The sequence below is a fragment of the Chimaeribacter arupi genome (assembly GCF_002858805.1).
In the GTDB taxonomy this organism is placed as follows: Bacteria; Pseudomonadota; Gammaproteobacteria; order Enterobacterales; family Enterobacteriaceae; genus Chimaeribacter; species Chimaeribacter arupi.
Genome location: NZ_PJZI01000037.1, coordinates 18,935 through 41,025, shown reverse-complemented (window position 1 = coordinate 41,025; position 22,091 = coordinate 18,935). Strand labels below are relative to the sequence as shown.

20 protein-coding genes are annotated in these 22,091 nt (G+C 59.0%); 12 read left to right on the top strand and 8 right to left on the bottom strand.

Going from position 1 to position 22,091, the window contains the following annotated elements:
* Positions 1–169 precede the first annotated feature (169 nt).
* Positions 170–835: a RadC family protein gene (radC, locus tag CYR52_RS18615; protein ID WP_072931512.1), complete on the bottom strand. Its 666-nt coding sequence runs from the start codon at positions 833–835 to the stop codon at positions 170–172.
* A gap of 192 nt (positions 836–1,027) precedes the next feature.
* Here radC and coaBC point away from each other — a divergent pair, with 192 nt between their 5' ends.
* The 3 genes from coaBC to slmA all read left to right on the top strand — a co-directional run bounded on the left by coaBC (position 1,028) and on the right by slmA (position 3,439).
* Complete coding sequence (gene coaBC / locus CYR52_RS18610; protein ID WP_101829153.1) at positions 1,028–2,251, top strand: bifunctional phosphopantothenoylcysteine decarboxylase/phosphopantothenate--cysteine ligase CoaBC; 1,224 nt, start codon at positions 1,028–1,030, stop codon at positions 2,249–2,251.
* Positions 2,220–2,678: a dUTP diphosphatase gene (gene dut, locus CYR52_RS18605; RefSeq protein WP_165699101.1), complete on the top strand. Its 459-nt coding sequence runs from the start codon at positions 2,220–2,222 to the stop codon at positions 2,676–2,678. The genes coaBC and dut overlap by 32 nt, the downstream gene beginning before the upstream one ends.
* A gap of 167 nt (positions 2,679–2,845) precedes the next feature.
* Positions 2,846–3,439 (top strand): nucleoid occlusion factor SlmA, encoded by a 594-nt coding sequence (slmA, locus tag CYR52_RS18600; RefSeq protein ID WP_072931506.1) that lies wholly within the window; start codon positions 2,846–2,848, stop codon positions 3,437–3,439.
* Positions 3,440–3,515: 76 nt separating this feature from the next.
* On the opposite strand, the gene pyrE is transcribed toward slmA, so the two are convergent.
* Entirely contained in the window at positions 3,516–4,157 is a 642-nt protein-coding gene (gene pyrE, locus CYR52_RS18595) for an orotate phosphoribosyltransferase (RefSeq protein ID WP_072931504.1), read from the bottom strand.
* Between the two features lie 84 nt (positions 4,158–4,241).
* Positions 4,242–4,958 (bottom strand): ribonuclease PH, encoded by a 717-nt coding sequence (rph, locus tag CYR52_RS18590; RefSeq protein ID WP_072931502.1) that lies wholly within the window; start codon positions 4,956–4,958, stop codon positions 4,242–4,244.
* A gap of 125 nt (positions 4,959–5,083) precedes the next feature.
* Here rph and CYR52_RS18585 point away from each other — a divergent pair, with 125 nt between their 5' ends.
* Complete coding sequence (locus tag CYR52_RS18585; RefSeq protein WP_072931501.1) at positions 5,084–5,947, top strand: YicC/YloC family endoribonuclease; 864 nt, start codon at positions 5,084–5,086, stop codon at positions 5,945–5,947.
* A 75-nt stretch (positions 5,948–6,022) separates the two neighbouring features.
* Here the strand turns inward: CYR52_RS18585 and CYR52_RS18580 are convergent, their stop codons facing one another.
* Complete coding sequence (locus CYR52_RS18580) at positions 6,023–7,018, bottom strand: SDR family oxidoreductase (protein ID WP_101829151.1); 996 nt, start codon at positions 7,016–7,018, stop codon at positions 6,023–6,025.
* A gap of 193 nt (positions 7,019–7,211) precedes the next feature.
* On the opposite strand from CYR52_RS18580, the gene CYR52_RS18575 reads away from it, so the two are divergent.
* Positions 7,212–7,946 (top strand): SDR family oxidoreductase, encoded by a 735-nt coding sequence (locus tag CYR52_RS18575; protein WP_072931498.1) that lies wholly within the window; start codon positions 7,212–7,214, stop codon positions 7,944–7,946.
* Between the two features lie 2 nt (positions 7,947–7,948).
* On the opposite strand, the gene ligB is transcribed toward CYR52_RS18575, so the two are convergent.
* Positions 7,949–9,661, bottom strand: a complete 1,713-nt coding sequence (gene ligB, locus CYR52_RS18570) for an NAD-dependent DNA ligase LigB (RefSeq protein WP_101829150.1) — start codon at positions 9,659–9,661, stop codon at positions 7,949–7,951.
* A 278-nt stretch (positions 9,662–9,939) separates the two neighbouring features.
* On the opposite strand from ligB, the gene gmk reads away from it, so the two are divergent.
* Genes gmk through recG form a run of 5 tightly spaced genes read left to right on the top strand, consistent with a single transcriptional unit; the run spans position 9,940 to position 15,798 of the window.
* Complete coding sequence (gmk, locus tag CYR52_RS18565) at positions 9,940–10,563, top strand: guanylate kinase (RefSeq protein WP_072931496.1); 624 nt, start codon at positions 9,940–9,942, stop codon at positions 10,561–10,563.
* A gap of 54 nt (positions 10,564–10,617) precedes the next feature.
* The gene (rpoZ, locus tag CYR52_RS18560; RefSeq protein WP_072931494.1) at positions 10,618–10,893 is read left to right on the top strand and encodes a DNA-directed RNA polymerase subunit omega; all 276 of its coding nucleotides are present in this window, start codon (positions 10,618–10,620) and stop codon (positions 10,891–10,893) included.
* Between the two features lie 19 nt (positions 10,894–10,912).
* On the top strand, positions 10,913–13,018 hold the full coding sequence (spoT, locus tag CYR52_RS18555) for a bifunctional GTP diphosphokinase/guanosine-3',5'-bis pyrophosphate 3'-pyrophosphohydrolase (protein ID WP_072931493.1): 2,106 nt from the start codon (positions 10,913–10,915) through the stop codon (positions 13,016–13,018).
* Between the two features lie 5 nt (positions 13,019–13,023).
* Complete coding sequence (gene trmH, locus CYR52_RS18550) at positions 13,024–13,716, top strand: tRNA (guanosine(18)-2'-O)-methyltransferase TrmH (protein WP_101829149.1); 693 nt, start codon at positions 13,024–13,026, stop codon at positions 13,714–13,716.
* Positions 13,717–15,798, top strand: a complete 2,082-nt coding sequence (gene recG / locus CYR52_RS18545) for an ATP-dependent DNA helicase RecG (RefSeq protein WP_072931489.1) — start codon at positions 13,717–13,719, stop codon at positions 15,796–15,798.
* Here recG and gltS read toward each other — a convergent pair.
* On the bottom strand, positions 15,783–17,030 hold the full coding sequence (gltS, locus tag CYR52_RS18540; protein WP_101829148.1) for a sodium/glutamate symporter: 1,248 nt from the start codon (positions 17,028–17,030) through the stop codon (positions 15,783–15,785). The genes recG and gltS overlap by 16 nt on opposite strands.
* Positions 17,031–17,268: 238 nt before the next feature.
* Between gltS and CYR52_RS18535 the strand changes: the two genes are divergently transcribed.
* Together CYR52_RS18535 and CYR52_RS18530 are read left to right on the top strand one after the other, a co-directional pair.
* The gene (locus CYR52_RS18535; RefSeq protein WP_072931486.1) at positions 17,269–18,657 is read left to right on the top strand and encodes a nucleobase:cation symporter-2 family protein; all 1,389 of its coding nucleotides are present in this window, start codon (positions 17,269–17,271) and stop codon (positions 18,655–18,657) included.
* 144 nt (positions 18,658–18,801) lie between these two features.
* Positions 18,802–20,541: an AsmA family protein gene (locus CYR52_RS18530; protein WP_101829147.1), complete on the top strand. Its 1,740-nt coding sequence runs from the start codon at positions 18,802–18,804 to the stop codon at positions 20,539–20,541.
* 75 nt (positions 20,542–20,616) lie between these two features.
* Here the strand turns inward: CYR52_RS18530 and fabY are convergent, their stop codons facing one another.
* Both fabY and dtd read right to left on the bottom strand, forming a co-directional pair.
* Entirely contained in the window at positions 20,617–21,564 is a 948-nt protein-coding gene (fabY, locus tag CYR52_RS18525; RefSeq protein ID WP_072931483.1) for a fatty acid biosynthesis protein FabY, read from the bottom strand.
* An 85-nt stretch (positions 21,565–21,649) separates the two neighbouring features.
* The gene (gene dtd / locus CYR52_RS18520) at positions 21,650–22,087 is read right to left on the bottom strand and encodes a D-aminoacyl-tRNA deacylase (RefSeq protein WP_072931481.1); all 438 of its coding nucleotides are present in this window, start codon (positions 22,085–22,087) and stop codon (positions 21,650–21,652) included.
* Positions 22,088–22,091: the final 4 nt, after the last annotated feature.

The window sequence follows — 22,091 nt, the reverse complement described above, 5'->3', positions numbered from 1 at the left end:
GAAGACTCGTCATCATCAGGTGTAAAAACCGTCATCAGGTCAGAAACCTGCTGAGATAGGCTCTTAACGCCAAACCCAAGATTCTCAAAGGTGGCGTAGTATACGCTCTGAAGCGTATGTGCTCAAGTCCCGAACAGCTAAAGATCCCGAAGGATCGCGAAAAAAGGGCTCAAATCCAGCCGCGCGCGGCGAAAGAGACCGATTCACCATTACCAATCACCAGGTGGTCCAGCACGCGGATATCCAGTAACTGGCAGGCTTTTATCACCTGTTCGGTTATTATTCTGTCGGCCTGGCTGGGTTCAGCCTTACCCGACGGGTGATTATGCGCGAGAATTAATGCGGCTGCATTAGCCTTCATTGCTTCCCGGACAATTTCCCGCGGATGGATCTCGACGCAATCAATAGTACCAGCAAACATCTCTTCATGGCGAATCAGCCGGTGTTGATTGTCCAGAAACAGCACAAGGAAAATCTCCCTCTCCCGCCGCGCTAATATCCCCTGAATATAACGCGTCACCACTTCCGGCGAACGCAGGGCATCGCCGCAGGCCAGATGGCGGATAACGCTGCGCCGTGCCAGTTCAGAGACGGCGCTTATCTGTGCATATTTCGCCTCACCGATGCCGTCGCACGCGGCCAGCGTCGCGTAATCGGCCGTCATCAACGCATGGAGGGAACCGAATTCCGCCATTAACTGCCGGGCCAGTTGTGTAACGTGCATACCGGGGTAACCGGTGCGTAAAAAAATCACCAGCAACTCCTCATCCGTTAAATGGCCCGCGCCGAACTTCATCAGCTTTTCCCGTGGTGCCATGCCCTCATTCCAGGCCATCGCCTTTTCCTCACCCCTGCTCAAGGCCTTATATCATAACGATTGCCCACCGGGACGCGACACCCGGCGGCTGACGTTGCGAGACGCTTTCCAGTCTTGATCTTTCCCGCCCACAAGCCGGACGCAGTAGCGGTTCTGCCGGAGGGTTATGCTAAAATGCGCGCATTAATGGCTGAAAAGTGGACAACCATAATGGCGGGACTTACCGGTAAACATATTGTGCTTGGCGTCAGCGGCGGTATCGCGGCCTATAAATCCCCGGAGCTGGTGCGCCGGTTGCGGGATCGCGGCGCAGAAGTGCGCGTGGTGCTGACCAGCGCCGCCAAGGCCTTTATTACCCCGTTAAGCCTGCAGGCCGTCTCCGGCTACCCGGTGTCAGATGACCTGCTGGACCCGGCCGCTGAGGCCGCGATGGGGCACATTGAGCTGGGGAAATGGGCTGATCTGGTGATCATGGCCCCGGCGACCGCCGATCTGCTGGCGCGTGTTACCGCCGGTATGGCGAACGATCTGCTGACCACCGTCTGCCTGGCGACCGCTGCCCCGGTCGCCGCCGTGCCGGCCATGAACCAGCAGATGTACCGGGCACCCGCGACTCAGGCCAACCTGGCGACACTGGCCCAGCGCGGCGTCCTGCTGTGGGGGCCGGACAGCGGCAGCCAGGCCTGTGGGGATGTCGGCCCCGGCCGGATGCTGGATCCCCTGGAGATCGTCGAGCGTGCAGTACAACACTTTTCGCCCGTAAAGGATCTGCAACACCTGAAGATTATGCTCACCGCCGGCCCGACGCGCGAAGCGCTGGACCCGGTGCGCTTCATCAGCAACCACAGCTCCGGCAAGATGGGGTTCGCCATTGCCCAGGCGGCGGCCGCACGTGGCGCACAGGTCACGCTGGTCGCCGGGCCGGTGTCGCTGCCGACGCCCGCCGGTGTGACGCGTATTGACGTCACCAGCGCGCTGGAGATGGAACACGAAGTGATGAAGCGGGCCGCCGGGCAGCAGATCTTTATCGGCTGTGCCGCCGTGGCGGACTACCGCGCCGCCCAGATCGCCCCGGAGAAAATCAAAAAGCAAGGCGATGAAATCACGTTGAAAATGGTCAAAAATCCGGACATTGTGGCCGGTGTCGCGGCGATGGCGACCCATCGCCCGTTTGTCGTGGGATTTGCCGCCGAAACCCAGAATGTGGAAGAATACGCGCGACAAAAATTGATACGCAAACATCTCGACCTGATTTGCGCTAACGATATTTCACTGGCCGGGCATGGTTTCAACAGCGATACCAATGCTTTGCACCTTTTTTGGCAGCAAGGGGATGTGCGTTTGCCGCACGCTGATAAAACCCTCCTTGGCCAACAGTTACTAGACGAGATTGTCAGCCGTTATGATGAAAAAAATCGACGTAAAGATTCTTGATCCGCGCATTGGTCAGGATTTCCCCTTACCGACTTACGCTACCCCCGGCTCTGCCGGCCTTGACCTGCGCGCCTGCCTGGATGCCGTCGTTGAACTGGCCCCAGGCCAGACAGCCCTGCTGCCGACCGGCCTGGCGATTCATATCGCCGATGCATCGCTGGCAGCGGTGATCCTGCCGCGTTCCGGGCTGGGCCATAAACATGGCGTGGTGCTGGGCAACCTGGTGGGGCTGATTGATTCTGACTATCAGGGGCAACTGATGGTGTCGGTGTGGAACCGTAGCCAGACCGCGTTCACCGTCGAGCCGGGCGAACGTATCGCACAGATGGTGTTCGTGCCGGTGGTTCAGGCAGAATTTAACCTTGTTGACGCGTTTGACAGCAGCGAACGGGGCGAAGGTGGTTTCGGCCACTCCGGCCGTCAATAAACCCTGTCCCGCGTCGCGCCCGACCGCGATCGTGAACAGCGCTTTACCTGAACATACCTGCCACTAATTACATCTCTTTTTATAAGCCGCAGAGTTTTCTGAACTCATGCGGCATGGGTTGTGGGTTTTCGTTGATTAACGCCGTTATTAGCAAGGATCTTCTGGATATGGCAGAAAAAGAAAATAAAAGGAACCGGCGCGAGGAGATTTTACAGGCCCTGGCACAGATGCTGGAATCCAGCGACGGCAGCCAGCGCATCACCACCGCCAAGCTGGCCGCTACGGTGGGCGTGTCCGAAGCGGCGCTGTACCGGCATTTTCCCAGCAAAACCAAGATGTTTGACAGCCTGATTGAGTTTATTGAAGACAGCCTGATCAGCCGCATCAACCTGATTTTGCAGGATGAAAAAGAGACGTTGGCCCGGCTGCGCCTGATCCTGTTATTAATTCTTGGTTTTGCAGAGCGCAATCCAGGGCTGACCCGAATTATGACCGGCCATGCATTGATGTTTGAACAAGACCGGTTGCAGGCCCGCATCAATCAATTGTTTGAACGGATTGAAGCGCAATTGCGACAGGTATTACGCGAACGTAAATTGCGTGAGGGAACGGCGTTCAATAATGACGAGGCGCTGCTGGTCAGCCAGATGCTGGCGCTCTGTGAAGGAATGCTTTCCCGCTATGTCCGTTCCGATTTCCGCTACCGGCCCACGCAGGACTTCGATCACCGCTGGCCGCTGATTGCCGGCCAGTTGCAGTAATCCGCTTACTGCCATAAACAACAAAAGGGCCATGCGGCCCTTTTCTTTTATGGCAACCGGCTGCCGGGTTTATGGGTTATACACCGTATTGCTGGCGATAAGCGCGCACTGCCGCCAGGTGGTCAGCCATTTCCGGTTTTTCTTCGAGGTAAGCGATCAAATCGTTCAGCGTCACGATGGAAATCACTTTGCAGTGATAGTCGCGTTCCACTTCCTGAATCGCGGAGATCTCGCCACGGCCGCGCTCCTGACGATCCAGTGAGATCAATACCCCGGCCAGCGTTGCGCCCTGCGCGTTGATGATCTCCATCGACTCACGGATGGCTGTCCCGGCGGTAATCACATCGTCCACCAGCATGACGCGCCCCTGAAGCGGGCTGCCTACCAGTGTGCCGCCTTCGCCATGATCTTTGGCTTCTTTGCGGTTGAAACAATAAGGCACGTCGCGCTCATGATGTTCAGCCAACGCCACCGCCGTGGTGGTCGCAATCGGAATGCCTTTGTAGGCCGGCCCGAACACCAGGTCAAAATCAATTCCGGAGTCCATCAGCGCTTCTGCATAGAAGCGCCCCAGCAGCGCCAAATCACGCCCGGTATTAAACAGGCCGGCATTAAAGAAGTAGGGGCTGGTACGGCCCGATTTCAACGTAAATTCGCCGAACTTCAATACCTGTTTATTAAGCGCGAACTCAATAAATGTACGCTGATAGGCTTTCATGGTTTCTCTCCTCGTTTATGACTGATCGCACATATCCCGCAAACGGGACATAAAAAAGGCGACTTAGCGTCGCCTTAAAAAATCTTATTGCTCAAGCGCCGCTTTCTGCGCCGCGAAAATGGTGTCGATTCCCTCGCGCGCCAGCGCCAACAGGGAGAGCAGCTCCTCGTGGCTGAACGGCTCGCCTTCAGCGGTGCCCTGCACTTCAATCATGCGGCCATCTTCGGTCATCACCACGTTCATGTCAGTTTCTGCAGCTGAGTCTTCCACATACTCCAGATCGCATAGCGCTTCACCGTTGACGATCCCTACAGACACCGCTGCCACCAGCCCTTTCATCGGGTTGGCTTTCAGCTTGCGGGCTGCCACCAGCGCATTCAGCGCATCGGCCAGCGCCACACAGGCACCGCTGATGGACGCCGTACGCGTGCCGCCGTCCGCCTGCAACACATCACAGTCGAGGGTGATGGTGAATTCGCCCAGTTTTTTCAGGTCAACCGCTGCACGCAATGAACGCGCAATCAGGCGCTGGATCTCCAGGGTACGGCCGCCCTGCTTGCCTTTGGCCGCTTCACGCGGGTTACGGGTATGGGTGGAACGGGGCAGCATGCCATATTCCGCGGTGATCCATCCCTGGCCTTGCCCTTTCAGGAAGCGCGGTACGCCCTCTTCTACCGTGGCAGTGCACAGGACTTTGGTCTCACCAAATTCCACCAGCACTGAACCTTCAGCATGTTTGGTGTAGTTGCGGGTGAACGTGAGGGGGCGCATCTGGTGTGCATTACGGCCTGCTGGACGCATGGATTGATCTCCGGCTTGCAAATCTTAGTTGGCTGCGCATTATACGGGCTTCGTGAGGTAATGCCTATCATGACCGGTAGGCCGCGGCTATAATCCCCCCATCTTTACATTATGGGGACGCATCTATGATCCGCAGCATGACCGCCTACGCCCGGCGTGAAATCAAGGGCAACTGGGGCAGCGCAGCCTGGGAACTCCGTTCCGTTAACCAGCGTTATCTGGAAACCTACATCCGCCTGCCGGAACAGTTCCGCGGCCTGGAGCCGGTTGTCCGTGAGCGCATCCGCGCGCGCCTGACCCGCGGCAAGATCGAATGTAACCTGCGTTTCGAGCTGGACCCAGGTGCTCAGAGCAGCCTGGTCCTGAATGAAAAACTGGCCAAACAGCTGGTGGAAGCCGCCAACTGGGTCAAAATGCAGAGCGACGAGGGGGAAATTAACCCGGTCGATATCCTGCGCTGGCCGGGGGTGATGTCGGCAGAGGAACAGGATCTGGACGCCATCAGCGCAGAACTGCTCAGCGCCCTTGACGGTGCGCTGGATGATTTCATCGCTGCCCGTGAAAGCGAAGGCGCTGCCCTGAAAAGCCTGATTGAACAGCGGCTTGCAGGGGTAAGTGCTGAGGTGACAAAAGTGCGCGCCCAGATGCCGAACATCCTGCAATGGCAGCGTGAACGGCTGGTCAGCAAACTGGAAGAAGCCGAAGTGCAGCTGGAGAATAACCGGCTGGAACAGGAGCTGGTGCTGATGGCCCAACGTGTGGATGTGGCGGAAGAGCTGGACCGCCTCGATGCACATGTGAAAGAGACGCACAAAATCCTGAAGAAAGAAGAGGCCGTGGGCCGCCGCCTGGACTTCATGATGCAGGAGTTCAACCGCGAGTCGAACACCCTAGCGTCAAAATCGATCAATGCCGATGTCACCACCTCCGCCATCGAGCTGAAAGTGCTGATCGAACAGATGCGCGAACAGATTCAAAATATCGAGTAACTGCCGCGCATGCGCCGGCCCTGAACCGGCCTGTCTGAAAGCCCGCCCTGTGCGGGCTTTTTGCTGCCGGGTGGATCAGCGGTGGCGTTTACGGCCCCGCGTCAGTGCGGCAATGCCCAGCCCGGCCAGCGCCAGAACGGTGACGCCGACCATATGGGAATCCACAGAGATCGCTTTGTTTTTGGCGTTCTCACTGAACCGGCCGTGGGTGCGGTGCAGATTTTCCACCGGTTCATACAGGTAATCCGGGCGCGACGGCGATTCCGGCTCGTCAGTCATCTGCCCGCTGTAGGCTTGTTTTGCCAGCAATTTATCCAGCATACCGGGGAATAACATGTTGCCGAGAATCGATTGCAGCGTTGCTTTGCCCAGCCAGATTTCACGCGGGGCGCGTCTGGCGGCATCAAAAATGGCCCTGGCGGCCACCTCCGGCTGGTAAATCGGCGCGACCGGCTGCACGCGGTGGCTGAGTTTATTGCGCGCCCATTCAAATTGCGGCGTATTGATGCCCGGCAGATGCACCATCGTCAGGCGTACCCGGCTTTTATCATGGATAAGCTCACTGCGCAGCGAGTCCGTAAACCCTCGCAGGGCGGCTTTGGCGGCACAATACGCTGATTGCAGCGGAATCGAGCGGTAGGCCAGCGCGGAACCGGTCTGCACAATGGTGCCGCGGTTGCGTGGCTGCATACGTTTCAGGGCAGCGAGCGTGCCGTTTACCGCCCCAAGGTAGGTGACATCGGTGACGCGCTTATATTCGTCAGCCGTCATTTCACTGACCGGGGCAATGACGGTATTCATCGCCACATTGACCCAGACATCAACAGGGCCAAGTCTGTTTTCCACCTGATCCGCCGCCCGCTCAACCTGCGCTGCATCAGAGACATCCACTGCCAGCCCCAGTACCCGGCCGCCACAGGCTTCCAGTTCCTCAACCGTACTGCTTAATCCCTCTTCTCCTCTGGCAAGTATGGCAACATCAAACCCTTCCTGAGCGAAATGGAGAGCGGTAGCCCGGCCAACCCCTGCGGTTCCGCCTGTAATTACTGCCACACGTGCGTGGTTACCCATTGATTACCCTCCGTTGAAATAGTCCTCTGTGGAAAAAAGCATAGCAGCCATGCGCCTGCCCGCCGCCTTCCCAAGAGGAATAGGCAAGACACAAAGAGGTCTGGGTATTTTTCAACCAGGCCGCCAGGCCTATTATTCCCCCTGTGTTGACGCACATCCCGTACCTGTTTTTTCATTCTGAAAGGGGAAACCTATGACCGGTATCAAGAACAAAGTGATTGCCATCACCGGCGCAAGCAGCGGCATTGGCGAAGCCACAGCACGTTTACTGGCGGAAAAAGGCGCACGGGTCATCGTCGGTGCTCGCCGGGTGGACAGGCTGGCTACGCTGGTAGACGAGATTCGCTCCGCAGGCGGTGAAGCCTGGAGCCAGGCACTGGACGTGACCCGCCTCGAAGACATGGAAGCGTTTGTTGAGCTGGCGATGCGCAAATTTGGCCGCCTGGATGTCATCATCAATAATGCCGGTGTCATGCCGCTTTCGCCTTTATCGTCCCGTAAGGTGGAGGAGTGGAACCAGATGATCGACGTCAATATCCGTGGCGTGCTGCATGGTATTGCCGCAGCACAACCGGTGATGGAGGCCCAGCAATGTGGCCACGTCATTAATATTTCCTCAATTGGCGGGCTGAGCGTCTCCCCCACCGCGGCCGTGTACTGCGCCACGAAATATGCCGTGCGCGCGATTTCAGACGGGCTGCGTCAGGAGTCAGATACGCTGCGCGTCACCGTGATCTACCCCGGTGTGGTGGAGTCTGAGCTGGCAAACACCATCACGGATGAGACTGCCCGCCAGGCAATGGACACGTTCCGGCGCATTGCCATCAAACCAGATGCCATTGCCCGCGCCGTGGCTTACGCCATCGAGCAGCCGGATGAGGTAGACGTGAGTGAATTGGTGGTTCGCCCGGTCGCCAGCCCTTACTGATGTTATCCCGCATTAGCCGGCGGGGTGTCCGGCAGAAACGCGGCGATGCCCTGCTGTTGCAATGCGGAAATCATGGCCGTGAACGCCGGGTGGTGCAGGAATGCCCACAGGTGCGCGGCCCGCTTTTTGCCGATGCCGGCATGGGCGCGCCAGTCATGTTCTGTGCGACGGCTGATCACCTGCCAGCCGCTGCCGGACAGAGTGCCCAGGGCATACGGCGGCAGGCCCAGGGCGCTCAGCCACTGCCTGAGGTTTTTTTGCCGCGCCAGCTGGAGGCTGGCATAGAGTTTTTCGGCCTGCTTCAGGCTCAGCCCGGTATCTGCGGCCAGATCGGCACTGTTCAGCCGCAGCCAGCCCACCAGCGAGTCCAGCTTTCCGCTGTCGATCAGTGTGCCCCAGCTCTCCGGCCCCAGCCCGGCCAGCTCCAGCCCATGCGGGCCACTGAGCCAGACAAGCCGCGCCAGAAATTGCTCCCGGCATACCGGCGTCAGGGTAAAACAGGTAAAAGGGGTAAACTGCTGTACATCCGGATACACCACCGGCTGACGCGTTTTCACCCGCCAGGCGACGCCTTCCAGCCGGGGAATGCCTTGCCCTGCCAGCCCGATAATGACGTGATCCCCTACCGTCAGATCCCAGCGTTTCAGGCGGGCCGGAGAGCCGATATTGACGCGCTGCACCTGTTTGTCATCCAGCTGAACCGGGTGAAGGTGAAGGATAGCAGCGACTTTTCCGGTTCTGCCGACGGTGAATTCAATGGCGCGCACCTCCGCCGTCTGGCGCGCGGGCGGGTATTTCCAGGCGATGGCCCAGGCCGCAGGCTGGTTATGCCAGTAGCGCCCGGCCGGGCTTTTCCCCTCACGGATCACTACGCCATCCGTCACGAAAGGCAATGGCGCATGGAACCATTGTGTCCGTTGCGCGGCCGCTTGTGCGAAGGTAGACAACGGCAGGGTATAGTGTGCAGTCAGGGGAAAGCCCAGCCCGGTTAAGGCCTGCAGGCGGGCGGGCATCTCTTCCGGGCCATCCGGCCACTCCCACACAAAGAAACCGAGTTGCTGCAGTTCAGGCGTGGCCTGGCGGCGCATCAGCAGCCCGGCCGCTTTATTGCGCGCATTGAGGCCGCCCTGTACCGCCTGTTGATGACCGTTCATCCGCAGAAAAATTTCCCCCTGGAGGGTAATATCCTGCCAGCGGCTGCCGGGCGGCAAGGTCAGCGGCACGCTGCCCATCCGGCGGACATGCGCCGTCCATGACTGCCCGCGAAGGCCATCACCGCGGCTGACGGCAGACACCAGCTTGCCGTGGCGGTAAGTCAGGGTTACCGCCACACCATCCACTTTGGGCTGTATCCAGGTGTCCGGCTTCCCTGCCAGCCAGTTTTTCACGGCGCGGTCATCCGCTGCTTTTTTCAGGCCTGTATGGGCCACCGGATGCGGCACTTTTCCCGCCGCCAGTACCGGGGCCTCTGCCTGATGCCCTGCACAGTGTTGCCATTCGCCCAGCGTCCGGCGCAGCTGATCGTAAAGCGTATCCTCGATCAGGCTGACGCCTTGTTGGTAGTACGCGGTGTCACACGCTTCCAGCCGGTGGCTCAACGCGGCAATTTCCTGGGTCAGCCGCGCGGCATCCCAGGCCGGGCAATGGATGGAAGCTTTCGCCGGGGCCGTGCTATATAACAGCACCATTCCTGCCAGCATGAATAATAAACGCATAGCGCCCTCCTTTTGCCGCCGAGTTAACCGCATTGGCAAGTCAGATTCGAGCAGCAAAATACCGGTCTGGAAGCGGTGCCGAAACAATAAATACCGGAATGCAACAGGGAGATTTTGTTTGCGGGGCGTCTCGACTCTCCGGCAGAAGGGATGGCGCAGGCCGGGAGTTTAGGGTGAAATAAACGTGAACGCTGCATCCGGACGGGTAGCCGTGTATACTGTGCGGAGACATTCTCTTCCGCATCAACATATCAACCGTTACAGCTGAAACATCACCTATGGCTCAAGGCACGTTATATATTGTCTCTGCCCCCAGCGGCGCAGGGAAATCCAGCCTGATTCAGGCTTTGCTGAAAACACAACCGCTCTACGACACTCAGGTTTCCATCTCCCATACCACCCGCGCGATGCGTCCGGGCGAACAGCATGGTGAGCACTACTTTTTTGTGTCTGAGGCGGAATTTTGCGACATGATTGAGAAAGATGACTTTCTTGAACATGCACAGGTATTCGGCAACTATTACGGCACGTCACGCGCCGCTATTGAGCAAGTCCTGAAAACGGGTGTTGATGTGTTTCTGGATATCGACTGGCAGGGCGCTAAGCAAATCCGGGAAAAAATGCCGGACGCGCGCAGCATCTTTATTTTGCCGCCGTCGAAAGAGGAACTGGGGCGTCGCCTGCGCGGCCGCAACCAGGACAGCGAAGAGGTTATCGCCAAACGTATGGCGCAAGCCGTCGCGGAGATGACCCACTTTGCCGAGTATGATTACCTGATCGTTAATGATGATTTTGATCTGGCCCTGCTGGATTTAAAAACCATTATTCGCGCTGAACGTCTGCGTCTGGGCCGCCAAAAGCTCAAGTATGACGGTTTAATCACCAAATTATTGGCAGACTGAAGTCACTTTCAGTATTATGCCCAGTCATTTCGTCACCTGTGGAGTAGCACTTATATGGCACGCGTAACTGTTCAAGACGCTGTAGAGAAAATTGGTAACCGTTTTGACCTGGTGTTGGTCGCTGCTCGTCGGGCGCGCCAGATTCAGGTAGGCGGTAAAGATCCGCTGGTTCCGGAAGAGAACGACAAATATACCGTTATCGCCCTGCGTGAAATCGAAGAAGGCCTGATCAACAGCCAGATTCTTGATGTCCGCGATCGTCAGGAACAGCAAGAGCAGGAAGCCGCTGAAATTCAGGCTGTAACCGCGATCGCTGAAGGCCGTCGTTAATCGGAGTTGTGAAAATACCTTGTACCTGTTTGAAAGCCTGAATCTGCTGATTCAAAAATACCTGCCCGAGGAGCAGATCAAGCGCCTCAAACAGGCATACCTCGTTGCGCGTGACGCGCACGAAGGTCAGACCCGCTCCAGCGGTGAGCCGTATATTACTCACCCTGTGGCGGTTGCCTGCATTCTGGCGGAAATGCGCCTTGACCACGAAACGCTGATGGCGGCCCTGCTGCATGACGTCATCGAAGATACCCCTGCGACATATCAGGATATGGAGCAGTTGTTCGGCAAAAGCGTGGCTGAACTGGTTGAGGGCGTCTCTAAGCTGGATAAGCTTAAATTCCGCGACAAGAAAGAAGCGCAGGCGGAAAACTTCCGCAAGATGATCATGGCGATGGTGCAGGATATCCGCGTCGTCCTGATCAAGCTGGCCGACCGGACGCACAACATGCGTACCCTCGGTTCGCTGCGGCCGGACAAGCGCCGCCGTATTGCGCGCGAAACCTTAGAGATTTACAGCCCGCTGGCCCACCGGCTGGGTATTCACCATTTAAAAACCGAGCTGGAAGAGCTGGGTTTTGAAGCCCTGTACCCGAACCGTTACCGTGTGATTAAAGAAGTCGTGAAAGCGGCGCGCGGCAACCGTAAGGAAATGATTCAGAAGATTTTATCTGAAATCGAAGGACGGCTGACGGAAGCCGGCATTGAATGCCGCGTGAGTGGGCGTGAAAAGCACCTGTACTCGATCTACTGCAAAATGCACCTGAAAGAGCAGCGTTTTCACTCCATCATGGACATCTACGCATTCCGCGTCATCGTGAAAGAAGTCGATACCTGCTACCGCGTTCTTGGCCAGGCCCACAGCCTGTATAAGCCGCGCCCCGGCAGAGTCAAAGATTATATCGCCATTCCCAAAGCCAACGGCTACCAATCCCTGCATACCTCCTTGATCGGCCCGCACGGCGTGCCGGTTGAAGTGCAGATCCGCACCGAGGATATGGACCAGATGGCAGAAATGGGGGTGGCCGCGCACTGGGCCTATAAGGAACAGGGCGAATCCGGCACCACGGCGCAAATCCGTGCGCAGCGCTGGATGCAAAGCCTGCTGGAACTGCAACAGAGTGCCGGCAGCTCGTTTGAATTTATTGAAAGCGTGAAATCTGATCTGTTCCCGGATGAGATTTACGTGTTCACGCCGGAAGGCCGCATTGTGGAATTGCCGGCCGGTGCGACGCCGGTGGACTTCGCCTATGCGGTGCATACCGACATCGGCCACGCCTGTGTGGGCGCGCGCGTTGACCGCCAGCCTTACCCGTTGTCGCAGTCACTGAGCAGCGGCCAGACGGTCGAGATCATCACCGCGCCGGGCGCCCGCCCGAATGCCGCGTGGCTGAACTTTGTCGTGAGCTCTAAAGCACGCGCCAAAATCCGCCAGATGCTGAAAAACCTCAAGCGTGATGATTCCGTCTCGCTGGGCCGCCGCCTGCTGAACCACGCCCTGGGCAATGGCCGCAAGCTGTCAGATATTCCGGAAGAGCATATCCAGCGTGAACTGGAGCGTATGCGGCTCGCCTCTATGGATGACCTGCTGGCGGAAATTGGCCTGGGTAACGCCATGAGTGTGGTGGTTGCCACCAATCTGCTGGGTGACCACACCACTATCGGCCCAAGCGGGATGCGTAACCTGCCGATCAAGGGCGCGGATGGGGTGCTGATTACCTTTGCAAAATGCTGCCGTCCGATCCCAGGTGACCCGATTATCGCCCACGTCAGCCCCGGCAAAGGGCTGGTTATCCACCATGAATCTTGCCGAAATATCCGTGGCTACCAGAAAGAGCCAGAGAAATTCATGGCGGTGGAGTGGGACGACCAGGAGCTGGATCAGGAATTTATCACTGAAATCAAAGTGGATATGTTCAACCATCAGGGTGCGCTGGCGAACCTCACAGCCGCGATTAATGCGGCGGAGTCCAACATCCAGAGCCTGAGCACCGAAGAGCGTGATGGCCGGGTTTACAGCGCCTTTATCCGCCTGACAGTGCGTGATCGTATTCATCTGGCGAACGTGATGCGTAAGATTCGTATTATGCCGGATGTGATCAGAGTAAACCGAAACAGAAACTAAGGCTGATGACTCCACAACGATACGCGCGAATCCGCGAAATGCTGACTGCCAGACAACCGGATCTCACGGTCTGTATGGAGCAGGTTCATAAGCCCCACAACGTCTCGGCCGTGATCCGCACGGCCGATGCGGTGGGTGTTCACGAGATCCACGCGGTCTGGCCCACCAACCGTATGCGCACGCTGGTCTCTTCCGCCGCCGGCAGCAATAGCTGGGTCCAGGTTCAAACCCATAAAACCATCACCGACGCCGTCGCCAGCATGAAAAGCCAGGGGATGCAGGTGCTGGCGACCCACCTTTCCGACCACGCCGTAGATTTCCGCGAGATTGATTACACCCGCCCGACCTGCATCCTGCTCGGGCAGGAGAAAACCGGCATCACGCCTGAAGCGCTGGCGCTGGCCGATCGCGACATCATCATTCCGATGGTGGGCATGGTGCAGTCGCTGAATGTGTCGGTGGCCTCTGCCCTGATCCTGTATGAAGCGCAGCGCCAGCGGCAGAACGCCGGGATGTATCATCGCGATACCTGCATGCTGGATGAAGAGGAACAGCAGCGGTTGCTGTTTGAAGGCGGCTACCCGGTGCTGGCCAATGTGGCAAAACGCAAAGGGTTGCCACGCCCAACGCTGGATGAAACCGGCCAGATTGTGGCTGACCCGGCCTGGTGGGCCGCTATGCAGTCTACGGAGCGCTGAATGGAAGGCCGCCTGCTGGATGCCGTGCCGTTAACCTCCCTGACCGGGGTTGGTGCCAGTCAGGCGGGCAAACTGGCAAAGCTCGGCCTGGAAACGATTCAGGATTTACTGCTGCATCTGCCGATGCGCTACGAAGACCGCACCCACCTTTACCCTATCAATGACCTGCTGCCGGGCATTTTCGCCACGGTGGAAGGAGAAGTCCTGCGCACCGATATCAGCTTCGGCCGTCGCCGGATGATGACCTGCCAAATCAGCGACGGCACCGGCGTCGTGACCCTGCGTTTTTTCAATTTCACTGCCGCCATGAAAAACAGCCTGGCCACCGGGCGCCGGGTCACGGCATATGGTGAAATTAAACGCGGCAACCACGGCGCGGAAATTATCCACCCGGAATACCGTATCCAGGGTGAGAACAGCGAAGTGATGCTTCAGGAGTCACTGACGCCGGTCTACCCGGCGACAGAGGGTATCCGGCAGGCGACGCTGCGCAAGCTGACCGATCAGGCGCTTGAGTTGCTGGACACGGTGCCGATTGCCGAGTTGTTGCCGGAGGAGCTGCGCCGCTCGATGATTTCACTGCCGCAGGCACTGCATACGCTGCACCGCCCGCCGCCGGACATCCGGCTCGATGATCTGGAAAAGGGGCGGCATCCGGCCCAGCGCCGTCTGATCATGGAAGAGTTGCTGGCGCATAACCTCAGTATGCTGGATGTGCGCGCCGGCACGCAGAGCTATCAGGCGCTGCCCATCCCACACGATACCCAATTGACCCAGCGCTTCCTTGCATCCCTGCCGTTCAGCCCGACCGGCGCACAACAACGCGTGGTCGCGGAGATTGAACAGGATCTGGCGCGCGGTTTCCCAATGATGCGCCTGGTGCAGGGCGACGTAGGCTCAGGGAAAACGCTGGTGGCCGCCTTGGCCGCATTGCAGGTGATCGCCCAGGGCAAACAGGTCGGCATGATGGCACCAACCGAGTTACTGGCGGAGCAACATGCCAATAACTTCCGGGCATGGTTTGAACCGTTGGGCATTCAGGTTGGCTGGCTGGCGGGCAAACAGAAAGGCAAAGCGCGGCTGGCCCAGCAGGAGGCGATCGCGTCCGGCCAGGTGTCGATGGTGGTGGGCACCCACGCCATTTTCCAGGAGCAGGTGCAGTTCAACGGCCTGGCGCTGGTGATCATCGATGAGCAGCACCGTTTTGGGGTGCATCAGCGGCTGGCACTGTGGGAGAAAGGGCTGGAGCAGGGTTTCCATCCGCACCAGCTGATCATGACCGCCACGCCTATCCCGCGCACGCTGGCGATGACGGCCTATGCCGATCTTGATACCTCCGTGATTGATGAACTGCCGCCGGGCAGGACACCGGTGACGACGGTGGCGATCCCCGATACCCGCCGTGAAGACATCATTCAACGGGTGAAGAACGCCTGTCAGCAGGAGGGGCGGCAGGCGTACTGGGTCTGCACCCTGATTGAAGAGTCTGAGATGCTGGAGGCGCAGGCCGCCGAAGTCACCTGGGAAGGGCTGAAAGAGTCCCTGCCCGGCCTGAATATCGGGCTGGTGCATGGCCGGATGAAGCCGCAGGAGAAACAGGCGGTGATGCAGGCGTTCAAACAGGGTGACATTCAGTTGCTGGTAGCGACTACGGTGATTGAGGTGGGCGTTGATGTGCCGAACGCCAGCCTGATGATTATCGAAAACCCGGAGCGGCTGGGGCTGGCCCAGTTGCACCAGTTGCGCGGCCGCGTTGGCCGTGGCGCGGTAGCCTCCCACTGTGTGCTGCTCTATAAAACGCCGCTGAGCAAAACCGCCCAGCGTCGCCTTCAGGTATTACGTGACAGCAATGATGGTTTCGTGATTGCCCAGCAGGATCTGGAAATCCGCGGGCCGGGTGAGCTGCTCGGCACCCGCCAGACCGGCAGCGCCGAATTTAAAGTTGCCGATCTGCTGCGCGATCAGGCGATGATTCCGGAAGTGCAACGCGTGGCGCGCCATATCCACCAGCGCTACCCAGACCATGCCAAAGCGCTGATCGAGCGCTGGCTGCCGGCGCGCGCCCGCTATACCAATGCCTGACCCAACGGCCATTTCCATGCCTGAGCCGGGAACTCAATGCCCGGCAGCATCAGAAACAGTTTAATCACCAGCGCATTCGCGATATCAATAAAGAACGCCCCGACCATCGGCACAATCAAGAAGGCCAGGTGGGAAGGGCCAAAGCGCCCGGTGATCGCCTGCATATTGGCAATCGCCGTGGGTGTCGCGCCCAGTCCAAACCCGCAATGCCCGGCCGCCAGCACGGCCGCATCATAATTCCTGCCCATGACCCGGTACGTCACAAACACGGCATAAAGCGCCATCGCCAGCGTCTGCACCGTCAGGATCACCAGCATCGGCACCGCCAGCGCCGACAGCTCCCAGAGTTTCAGGCTCATCAGCGCCATCGCCAGAAACAGTGACAGACTGACATTCCCCACCACCGAAACCGCGCGATCAAACACCCGGTACATCCCGGTCACCGACAACATATTGCTGAGCACCACACCGATAAACAGCACGCAGACAAACGTAGGCAACTCGCAGGGCGTGCCGTGCAGCAGGCGGGCAAGATAGCTGCCGGCCGACAGGCAGATGGCGATCATCGCGATAGTTTCGATCAATACCAGCGGGGTAATCAGGCGGCCGGTCAGGGGTTTTTCAAAGGCGCTGGGGGTGGCTAAATCTTCCGGGCAGCCCTCCGGCGTGGCGGAGTGCTTCACCAGATAACGCGCCACCGGGCCGCCAATCAGCCCGCCTAACACCAGCCCAAACGTGGCGCACGCCATCGCCAATTCAGTGGCACTGCTGAACCCGTAACGCTCAGTGAATACTTTGCCCCAGGCCGCGCCGGTACCGTGGCCGCCGGAGAGGGTAATGGAGCCGGAGAGCAGCCCGGTCAGCGGGTTCAGCCCCATTAACGTCGCCAGCCCGATGCCGAGGATATTTTGTACCAGCAACAGCCCCACGACCACGCCCACAAAAGAGCACAGTGCTTTGCCGCCGGTGCGCAGGCTGCTGATGTCCGCATTCAGCCCGATGGTGGCAAAAAAGGCCAGCATCAGCGGCTCTTTCATTGCATTGTCGAACATCAGCTCCCAGCCAAAAAAGTGTTTGGCGGCCAGTAATCCCAGCGCCACCAGCAGCCCACCCGCCACCGGTTCCGGAATGGTATAGCGGTTAAGCAGCGGTACGGTCTGGACGCATTTTCGCCCCAGCAACAATACCAGCGTGGCCGAGACCAGCGTGCCGAAGGTATCCAGTTCAATCATAAAAGCGCTCCCAGGAAATGATAAATATTCGCTATATCAATCTATTATTGTTATACCCATACAAAATGTAGGATAAGCCGGAGGGATTAAAAACCGAAAGACCCGGCAAAATCAAGGGTCATACCCGTTTAATGGGGAAAAGAGGCACGCTAAGATTTCGCTGCCGTCCATTAGCAAACGTTTGCTTTTTGCGGTGCGGGATCATTAAAATGCCCCCTTTGCCGCCCTGGAAACCATCATGAGCCTGCAAACCGCGGAGCGGGATAACGCCGCTGCCGCTACGCCCCGTAATAGTGAACTGATTTACCGGCTTGAAGACCGCCCACCGTTGCCGCAAACCCTGTTCGCCGCGTGTCAGCACCTGCTGGCGATGTTTGTCGCGGTGATCACCCCGGCGTTGCTGATTTGCCAGGCACTCGGCCTGCCGGCACAGGACACGCAACACATCATCAGCATGTCGCTGTTCGCCTCCGGCCTTGCCTCTATCCTGCAAATTAAGACCTGGGGCCCGGTGGGCTCGGGGTTACTGTCGATTCAGGGCACCAGTTTTAACTTCGTCAGCCCGCTGATTATGGGCGGTATGGCACTGAAAAACGGCGGCGCAGATGTGCCCACCATGATGGCGGCGCTGTTCGGCACGCTGATGGTCGCTTCCTGCACGGAGATTGTGCTGTCCCGCTTCCTGCATCTGGCGCGCCGCATCATCACGCCACTGGTGTCCGGCATTGTGGTGATGATTATCGGCCTGTCGCTGATCCAGGTCGGGTTGACCTCCATCGGCGGTGGGTATGGCGCAATGAACGACCACACCTTTGGCGCGCCGAAAAACCTGCTGCTGGCCGCGGCGGTGCTGGGGGTGATTATCCTGCTGAACCGCCAGCGTAACCCTTACCTTCGCGTGGCGTCCCTGGTGATCGCCATGCTGGTGGGTTACCTGCTGGCCTGGGCGATGGATATGCTGCCCGCCACAACGGCCGGAAGCGCCCCGCAATCCTGGATCATGCTGCCGATGCCGCTCTACTACGGGCTGGGCTTTGACTGGAACCTGCTGTTGCCGCTGATGCTGATTTTCATGGTCACCTCGCTGGAAACCATTGGCGATATCACCGCGACCTCTGATGTCTCTGAACAGCCGGTATCCGGCCCGCTTTATATGAAGCGCATCAAAGGCGGCGTGCTGGCGAATGGCCTGAACTCCCTGCTGTCGGCGGTGTTTAACACCTTCCCGAACTCCTGTTTCGGCCAGAATAACGGCGTTATCCAGCTGACCGGCGTAGCCAGCCGCTATGTGGGCTTTGTGGTGGCGCTGATGCTGGTGGTGCTCGGCCTGTTCCCCGGCGTAAGTGCGCTGGTGCAGCACATTCCTGAGCCGGTGCTGGGTGGCGCGACCATCGTGATGTTCGGCACCATCGCGGCCTCCGGCGTGCGTATTGTCTCCCGCGAGCCGCTGAACCGCCGGGCGATCATGATTATCGCGCTCTCCCTCGCGGTCGGGCTGGGCGTCTCCCAACAACCGCTGATTTTGCAGTTCGCACCGGACTGGGTGAAAAACCTGTTCTCCTCCGGTATTGCGGCCGGCGGCATCACTGCCATTGTGCTGAACCTGATCTTCCCGCAGGAAAAGTAACGCCCTCCTGCTGCGCGTCTGACCACGGCCGGTGTGTTCACACATCGGCCGTTTTTTATGAATTGTGTTTGGTTGCGCTCTTGTGATAACCCGCTGATTGCGGCATAAACAGGGTTAACTTTTTTGGGCGAACTGGATTGGGCGATGAAATTTCTCGGAAAGCTGGTGCTGACCGTACTGTTAGTGTGCGTTTTGGTGATCGTACTGGGATATGTGCTGTTGCAGACTCAGTGGACGGCGGGCTGGCTCAGCCGCTGGGTCAGCGCCAACAGTGATTACCGGCTCACCGTGGGGAAAATCAACCATGACTGGTCTGCCCCTGCCTCCCTGACGCTGCAACATGTCCGGCTGACGCGGGCCAACCAACCGGAGATGCTGAATGCCGAAGAGGTGACGCTGGGCCTCGACTGGGAGCAGCTCAATCAGCCGGGCCATCTTGACCGCCTGACGCTGCGCAACGGTAGCCTGAACCTCAGTAACCCCAATGCCGCGTTACCGGTGCAGGCCAACCTGCTGCAACTCAGCAATATGCGGCTGGTGGCGGGCATTGACCGCCTCTCGGTGACGGCCCAGCAGGTGGATGCCGGGATCGCCCCGTGGCACCCCGCGCCCGGCCGCGTACTGGGTAATGACGCCGAGTTCCAGCTGAGCGCCGGTGAGATGACCATCAATGACATGCCTGCCACCCAGGTGCTGGTGCAGGGGCGTATCCAGCAGAACCGGCTGCTGCTGAATAATGTCGGTGCGGATTTCGCCCGCGGCCAGTTAACCGCCAATGCCAGCCGCGACGCAGACGGCAGCTGGAACATCAATAACCTGCGGCTGAGCAATCTCCGCCTGCAATCCCCGCATCCACTGTCGACTTTCCAACAGGATTTCAACGCCCTGCCGAAAATCACCCTGCAACGGCTGGACGTGATCGACGCCCGTCTTCAGGGGCCGGACTGGGCGTTTAACGATCTCGACGTCACGTTGCAGAACATGACCTTTGAACAGGGTGACTGGCAGAGTGAGGACGGCTCGATCGCTTTTAATGCCAGTGATCTGATCAACGGCAGCCTGCACGTCACTGACCCGATTGTCGATCTGGCCTTTGACCAACAGGGCATGACCATTAAGCAGCTGAGCACCCGCTGGCAAAACGGGCTGCTGCGTACCACCGGCCACTGGTCGCGCACCGACCGGCAATTACAGTTGGATGAGCTGGTGGTGGCCGCGCTGGAATATACCCTGCCGGCCAACTGGCGGACGCTGTGGATGCAGCCGCTGCCCGCGTGGCTGAGCGGCGTCTCCGTCAGCAAGCTGACCGCCAACCGTAACCTGATTATTGATGTATCGCCGGATTTCCCCTTCCAGCTCACCGCCCTGGACGGCACCGGCAATGATCTGGTGCTGGCCCGCGATCATCAGTGGGGCATATGGAACGGTAAGCTGACACTGAACGCCAGTGATGCCACCTTTAATAAAATTGATGTGCGCCGCCCTTCCCTGAGCCTGGCGGCGGATGCTGACCAGATCGCCGTTACTGAGCTGAGCGCCTTTACCCAGGCAGGGTTGCTGGAGTCCACCGCCACACTGAGCCAGCAGCCGCAACGCACGTTCAGCGTCACGCTGAATGGCCGCGCGGTGCCGCTGGCGCTGGTGCAGAACTGGGGCTGGCCGACCGTACCGGCAAGCGGTGACGGTACGCTTCAGGTGCAGTTGCAGGGGCAACTGGCGGCCGGTACGCCGCTGAAAACCGGGCTGAACGGCCAGTTGACCGCAACCGATGCACAGGGCCAGCAGATCACACAGCAGATGGTTAACGGCACGGTGACCGGTGCCGCCCCGGCCGCACCGGCTGCCGCGCCGCTGCCGCAGAATCCGGCACCGCCGGCACCCTGAGTGCCCGGCAGCACGACATCACTGCAATGCAAAACGGGTGGCGTGAGCCACCCGTTTTTTGTTTCTGTCTGCGCCTTACGCGACGCCCAGTTCAGAACCGCCTTTTTCCAGCGGGTCATACGGGTTTGCCGGCAGCACAATATAAGTCCCTTCAAACACGGCACCTTTCTCCTCGTCACCATACAGCGCCACATCCAGCTGCACCCGCGCTTTGCGGCCACGCGCCAGGCGGTCGAGATCACCGCTGATGGAGCCGAGATCAGCCACCGCCCGCGGCCGCCCGCTGACTGGGTTGCTGTAGCGGATATGGGCATCGGCCAGGATAATGGTGCCGCCCAGATGGCGCTCCCGCAGCAGTAACCAGATCAGCCCCCAGCCGGTGAGTGTCGCCAGCGAAAAGAGGCTGCCGGCAAACAGCGTATGGTGCGGGTTCTGGTTGCCCGTCTCCGGCATGGTGGTGACAAAGCGCTGGCCGGTATACTGGCTGATGCGCACGCCCATTTTTTCGCTGAGCGGGATATGTTCATACCACGCCTGCTGAAGCTGCCCGCACCAGTCCGGCCGGTGGAGGATGTCATCCAGCGTCGCCACCGGTTTGATCATCAGGAAGTGGCGCACCGGCGTGGTTTGCGGCGCCACGATTTCCCCCTGGTTCTCAAACCCCAGCGAGGCGAAGAACTCGACCGCATCCTCACGCGCGCTGCACACTACCCGCTTGACGCCCTCCTGGCGCGCCACCGATTCCAGCGTCATCGCCACCAGCGTCCCTAAGCCTTTGCTCTGGACACTGGGGTCGACCGCCAGGAAACGGATGGATGCCTCATTGTCCGCGTTGATGTAGAGCCGCCCGGCGGCAACGATTTTCCCGTGCTCATCCACCACCATCTGGTGATGGGCCATCGCGTCATAGGCATCTTTTTCCGAGCCGATCGGCTGATGCAGCGGCTTGCGTAACATCTCCCAGCGGAACTGGTAATACTCTTTCAATTCCTGTTCAGTCACAGGTACACGCAGGTGATACATAGACACAGTCTCTCATTGAAGTCGTCAGTCAGAACCGCCGGGCTGCCCGGTCGCTTTTTAGTTATTTATCATCACTTTTATCCGGTTACACCTGTAACCAGAAGGTGACCGGCCCGTCATTCACCAGGGAGACTTTCATGTCTGCGGCGAAGCGGCCGGTTTCGGTCGGGATGCCCTGCTCCCGGCACAGGCCGGTAAAGTGCTGGTAGAGGCGCTCCGCCTCGGCCGGGGCCGCACCGCGCGAGAAGCTCGGGCGCATCCCTTTCTGGGTGTCGGCCACCAGGGTAAATTGTGAAACCACCAGCAGGCTGCCGCCACTCTGCCGGATATTCAGGTTCATCTTGTCGTTCTCGTCGCCAAAGATGCGGTAGCCAATCACACGCTCGCACAGGCGCGCGGCTTTCTGCTCATCATCGCCCTGCTCCACGCCCAGCAGCACCAGCAGGCCCGGCCCGATTTCACCACACACCTCGCCGTCCACGGTGACACCGGCCTGCAATACCCGTTGAATCAATGCAATCATAACG

What these genes read in the sequence shown, in the direction of transcription:
- ligB (WP_101829150.1), bottom strand. Translation starts at nt 9,661, where the DNA reads ATGCGTTTATTATTCATGCTGGCAGGAATGGTGCTGTTATATAGCACG.
- CYR52_RS18535 (WP_072931486.1), top strand. Translation starts at nt 17,269, where the DNA reads ATGAGCCTGCAAACCGCGGAGCGGGATAACGCCGCTGCCGCTACGCCC.
- gmk (WP_072931496.1), top strand. Translation starts at nt 9,940, where the DNA reads ATGGCTCAAGGCACGTTATATATTGTCTCTGCCCCCAGCGGCGCAGGG.
- CYR52_RS18580 (WP_101829151.1), bottom strand. Translation starts at nt 7,018, where the DNA reads ATGGGTAACCACGCACGTGTGGCAGTAATTACAGGCGGAACCGCAGGG.
- slmA (WP_072931506.1), top strand. Translation starts at nt 2,846, where the DNA reads ATGGCAGAAAAAGAAAATAAAAGGAACCGGCGCGAGGAGATTTTACAG.
- CYR52_RS18530 (WP_101829147.1), top strand. Translation starts at nt 18,802, where the DNA reads ATGAAATTTCTCGGAAAGCTGGTGCTGACCGTACTGTTAGTGTGCGTT.
- pyrE (WP_072931504.1), bottom strand. Translation starts at nt 4,157, where the DNA reads ATGAAAGCCTATCAGCGTACATTTATTGAGTTCGCGCTTAATAAACAG.
- radC (WP_072931512.1), bottom strand. Translation starts at nt 835, where the DNA reads ATGGCCTGGAATGAGGGCATGGCACCACGGGAAAAGCTGATGAAGTTC.
- recG (WP_072931489.1), top strand. Translation starts at nt 13,717, where the DNA reads ATGGAAGGCCGCCTGCTGGATGCCGTGCCGTTAACCTCCCTGACCGGG.
- CYR52_RS18575 (WP_072931498.1), top strand. Translation starts at nt 7,212, where the DNA reads ATGACCGGTATCAAGAACAAAGTGATTGCCATCACCGGCGCAAGCAGC.
- trmH (WP_101829149.1), top strand. Translation starts at nt 13,024, where the DNA reads ATGACTCCACAACGATACGCGCGAATCCGCGAAATGCTGACTGCCAGA.
- CYR52_RS18585 (WP_072931501.1), top strand. Translation starts at nt 5,084, where the DNA reads ATGATCCGCAGCATGACCGCCTACGCCCGGCGTGAAATCAAGGGCAAC.
- dut (WP_165699101.1), top strand. Translation starts at nt 2,220, where the DNA reads ATGATGAAAAAAATCGACGTAAAGATTCTTGATCCGCGCATTGGTCAG.
- rph (WP_072931502.1), bottom strand. Translation starts at nt 4,958, where the DNA reads ATGCGTCCAGCAGGCCGTAATGCACACCAGATGCGCCCCCTCACGTTC.
- gltS (WP_101829148.1), bottom strand. Translation starts at nt 17,030, where the DNA reads ATGATTGAACTGGATACCTTCGGCACGCTGGTCTCGGCCACGCTGGTA.
- fabY (WP_072931483.1), bottom strand. Translation starts at nt 21,564, where the DNA reads ATGTATCACCTGCGTGTACCTGTGACTGAACAGGAATTGAAAGAGTAT.
- coaBC (WP_101829153.1), top strand. Translation starts at nt 1,028, where the DNA reads ATGGCGGGACTTACCGGTAAACATATTGTGCTTGGCGTCAGCGGCGGT.
- dtd (WP_072931481.1), bottom strand. Translation starts at nt 22,087, where the DNA reads ATGATTGCATTGATTCAACGGGTATTGCAGGCCGGTGTCACCGTGGAC.
- rpoZ (WP_072931494.1), top strand. Translation starts at nt 10,618, where the DNA reads ATGGCACGCGTAACTGTTCAAGACGCTGTAGAGAAAATTGGTAACCGT.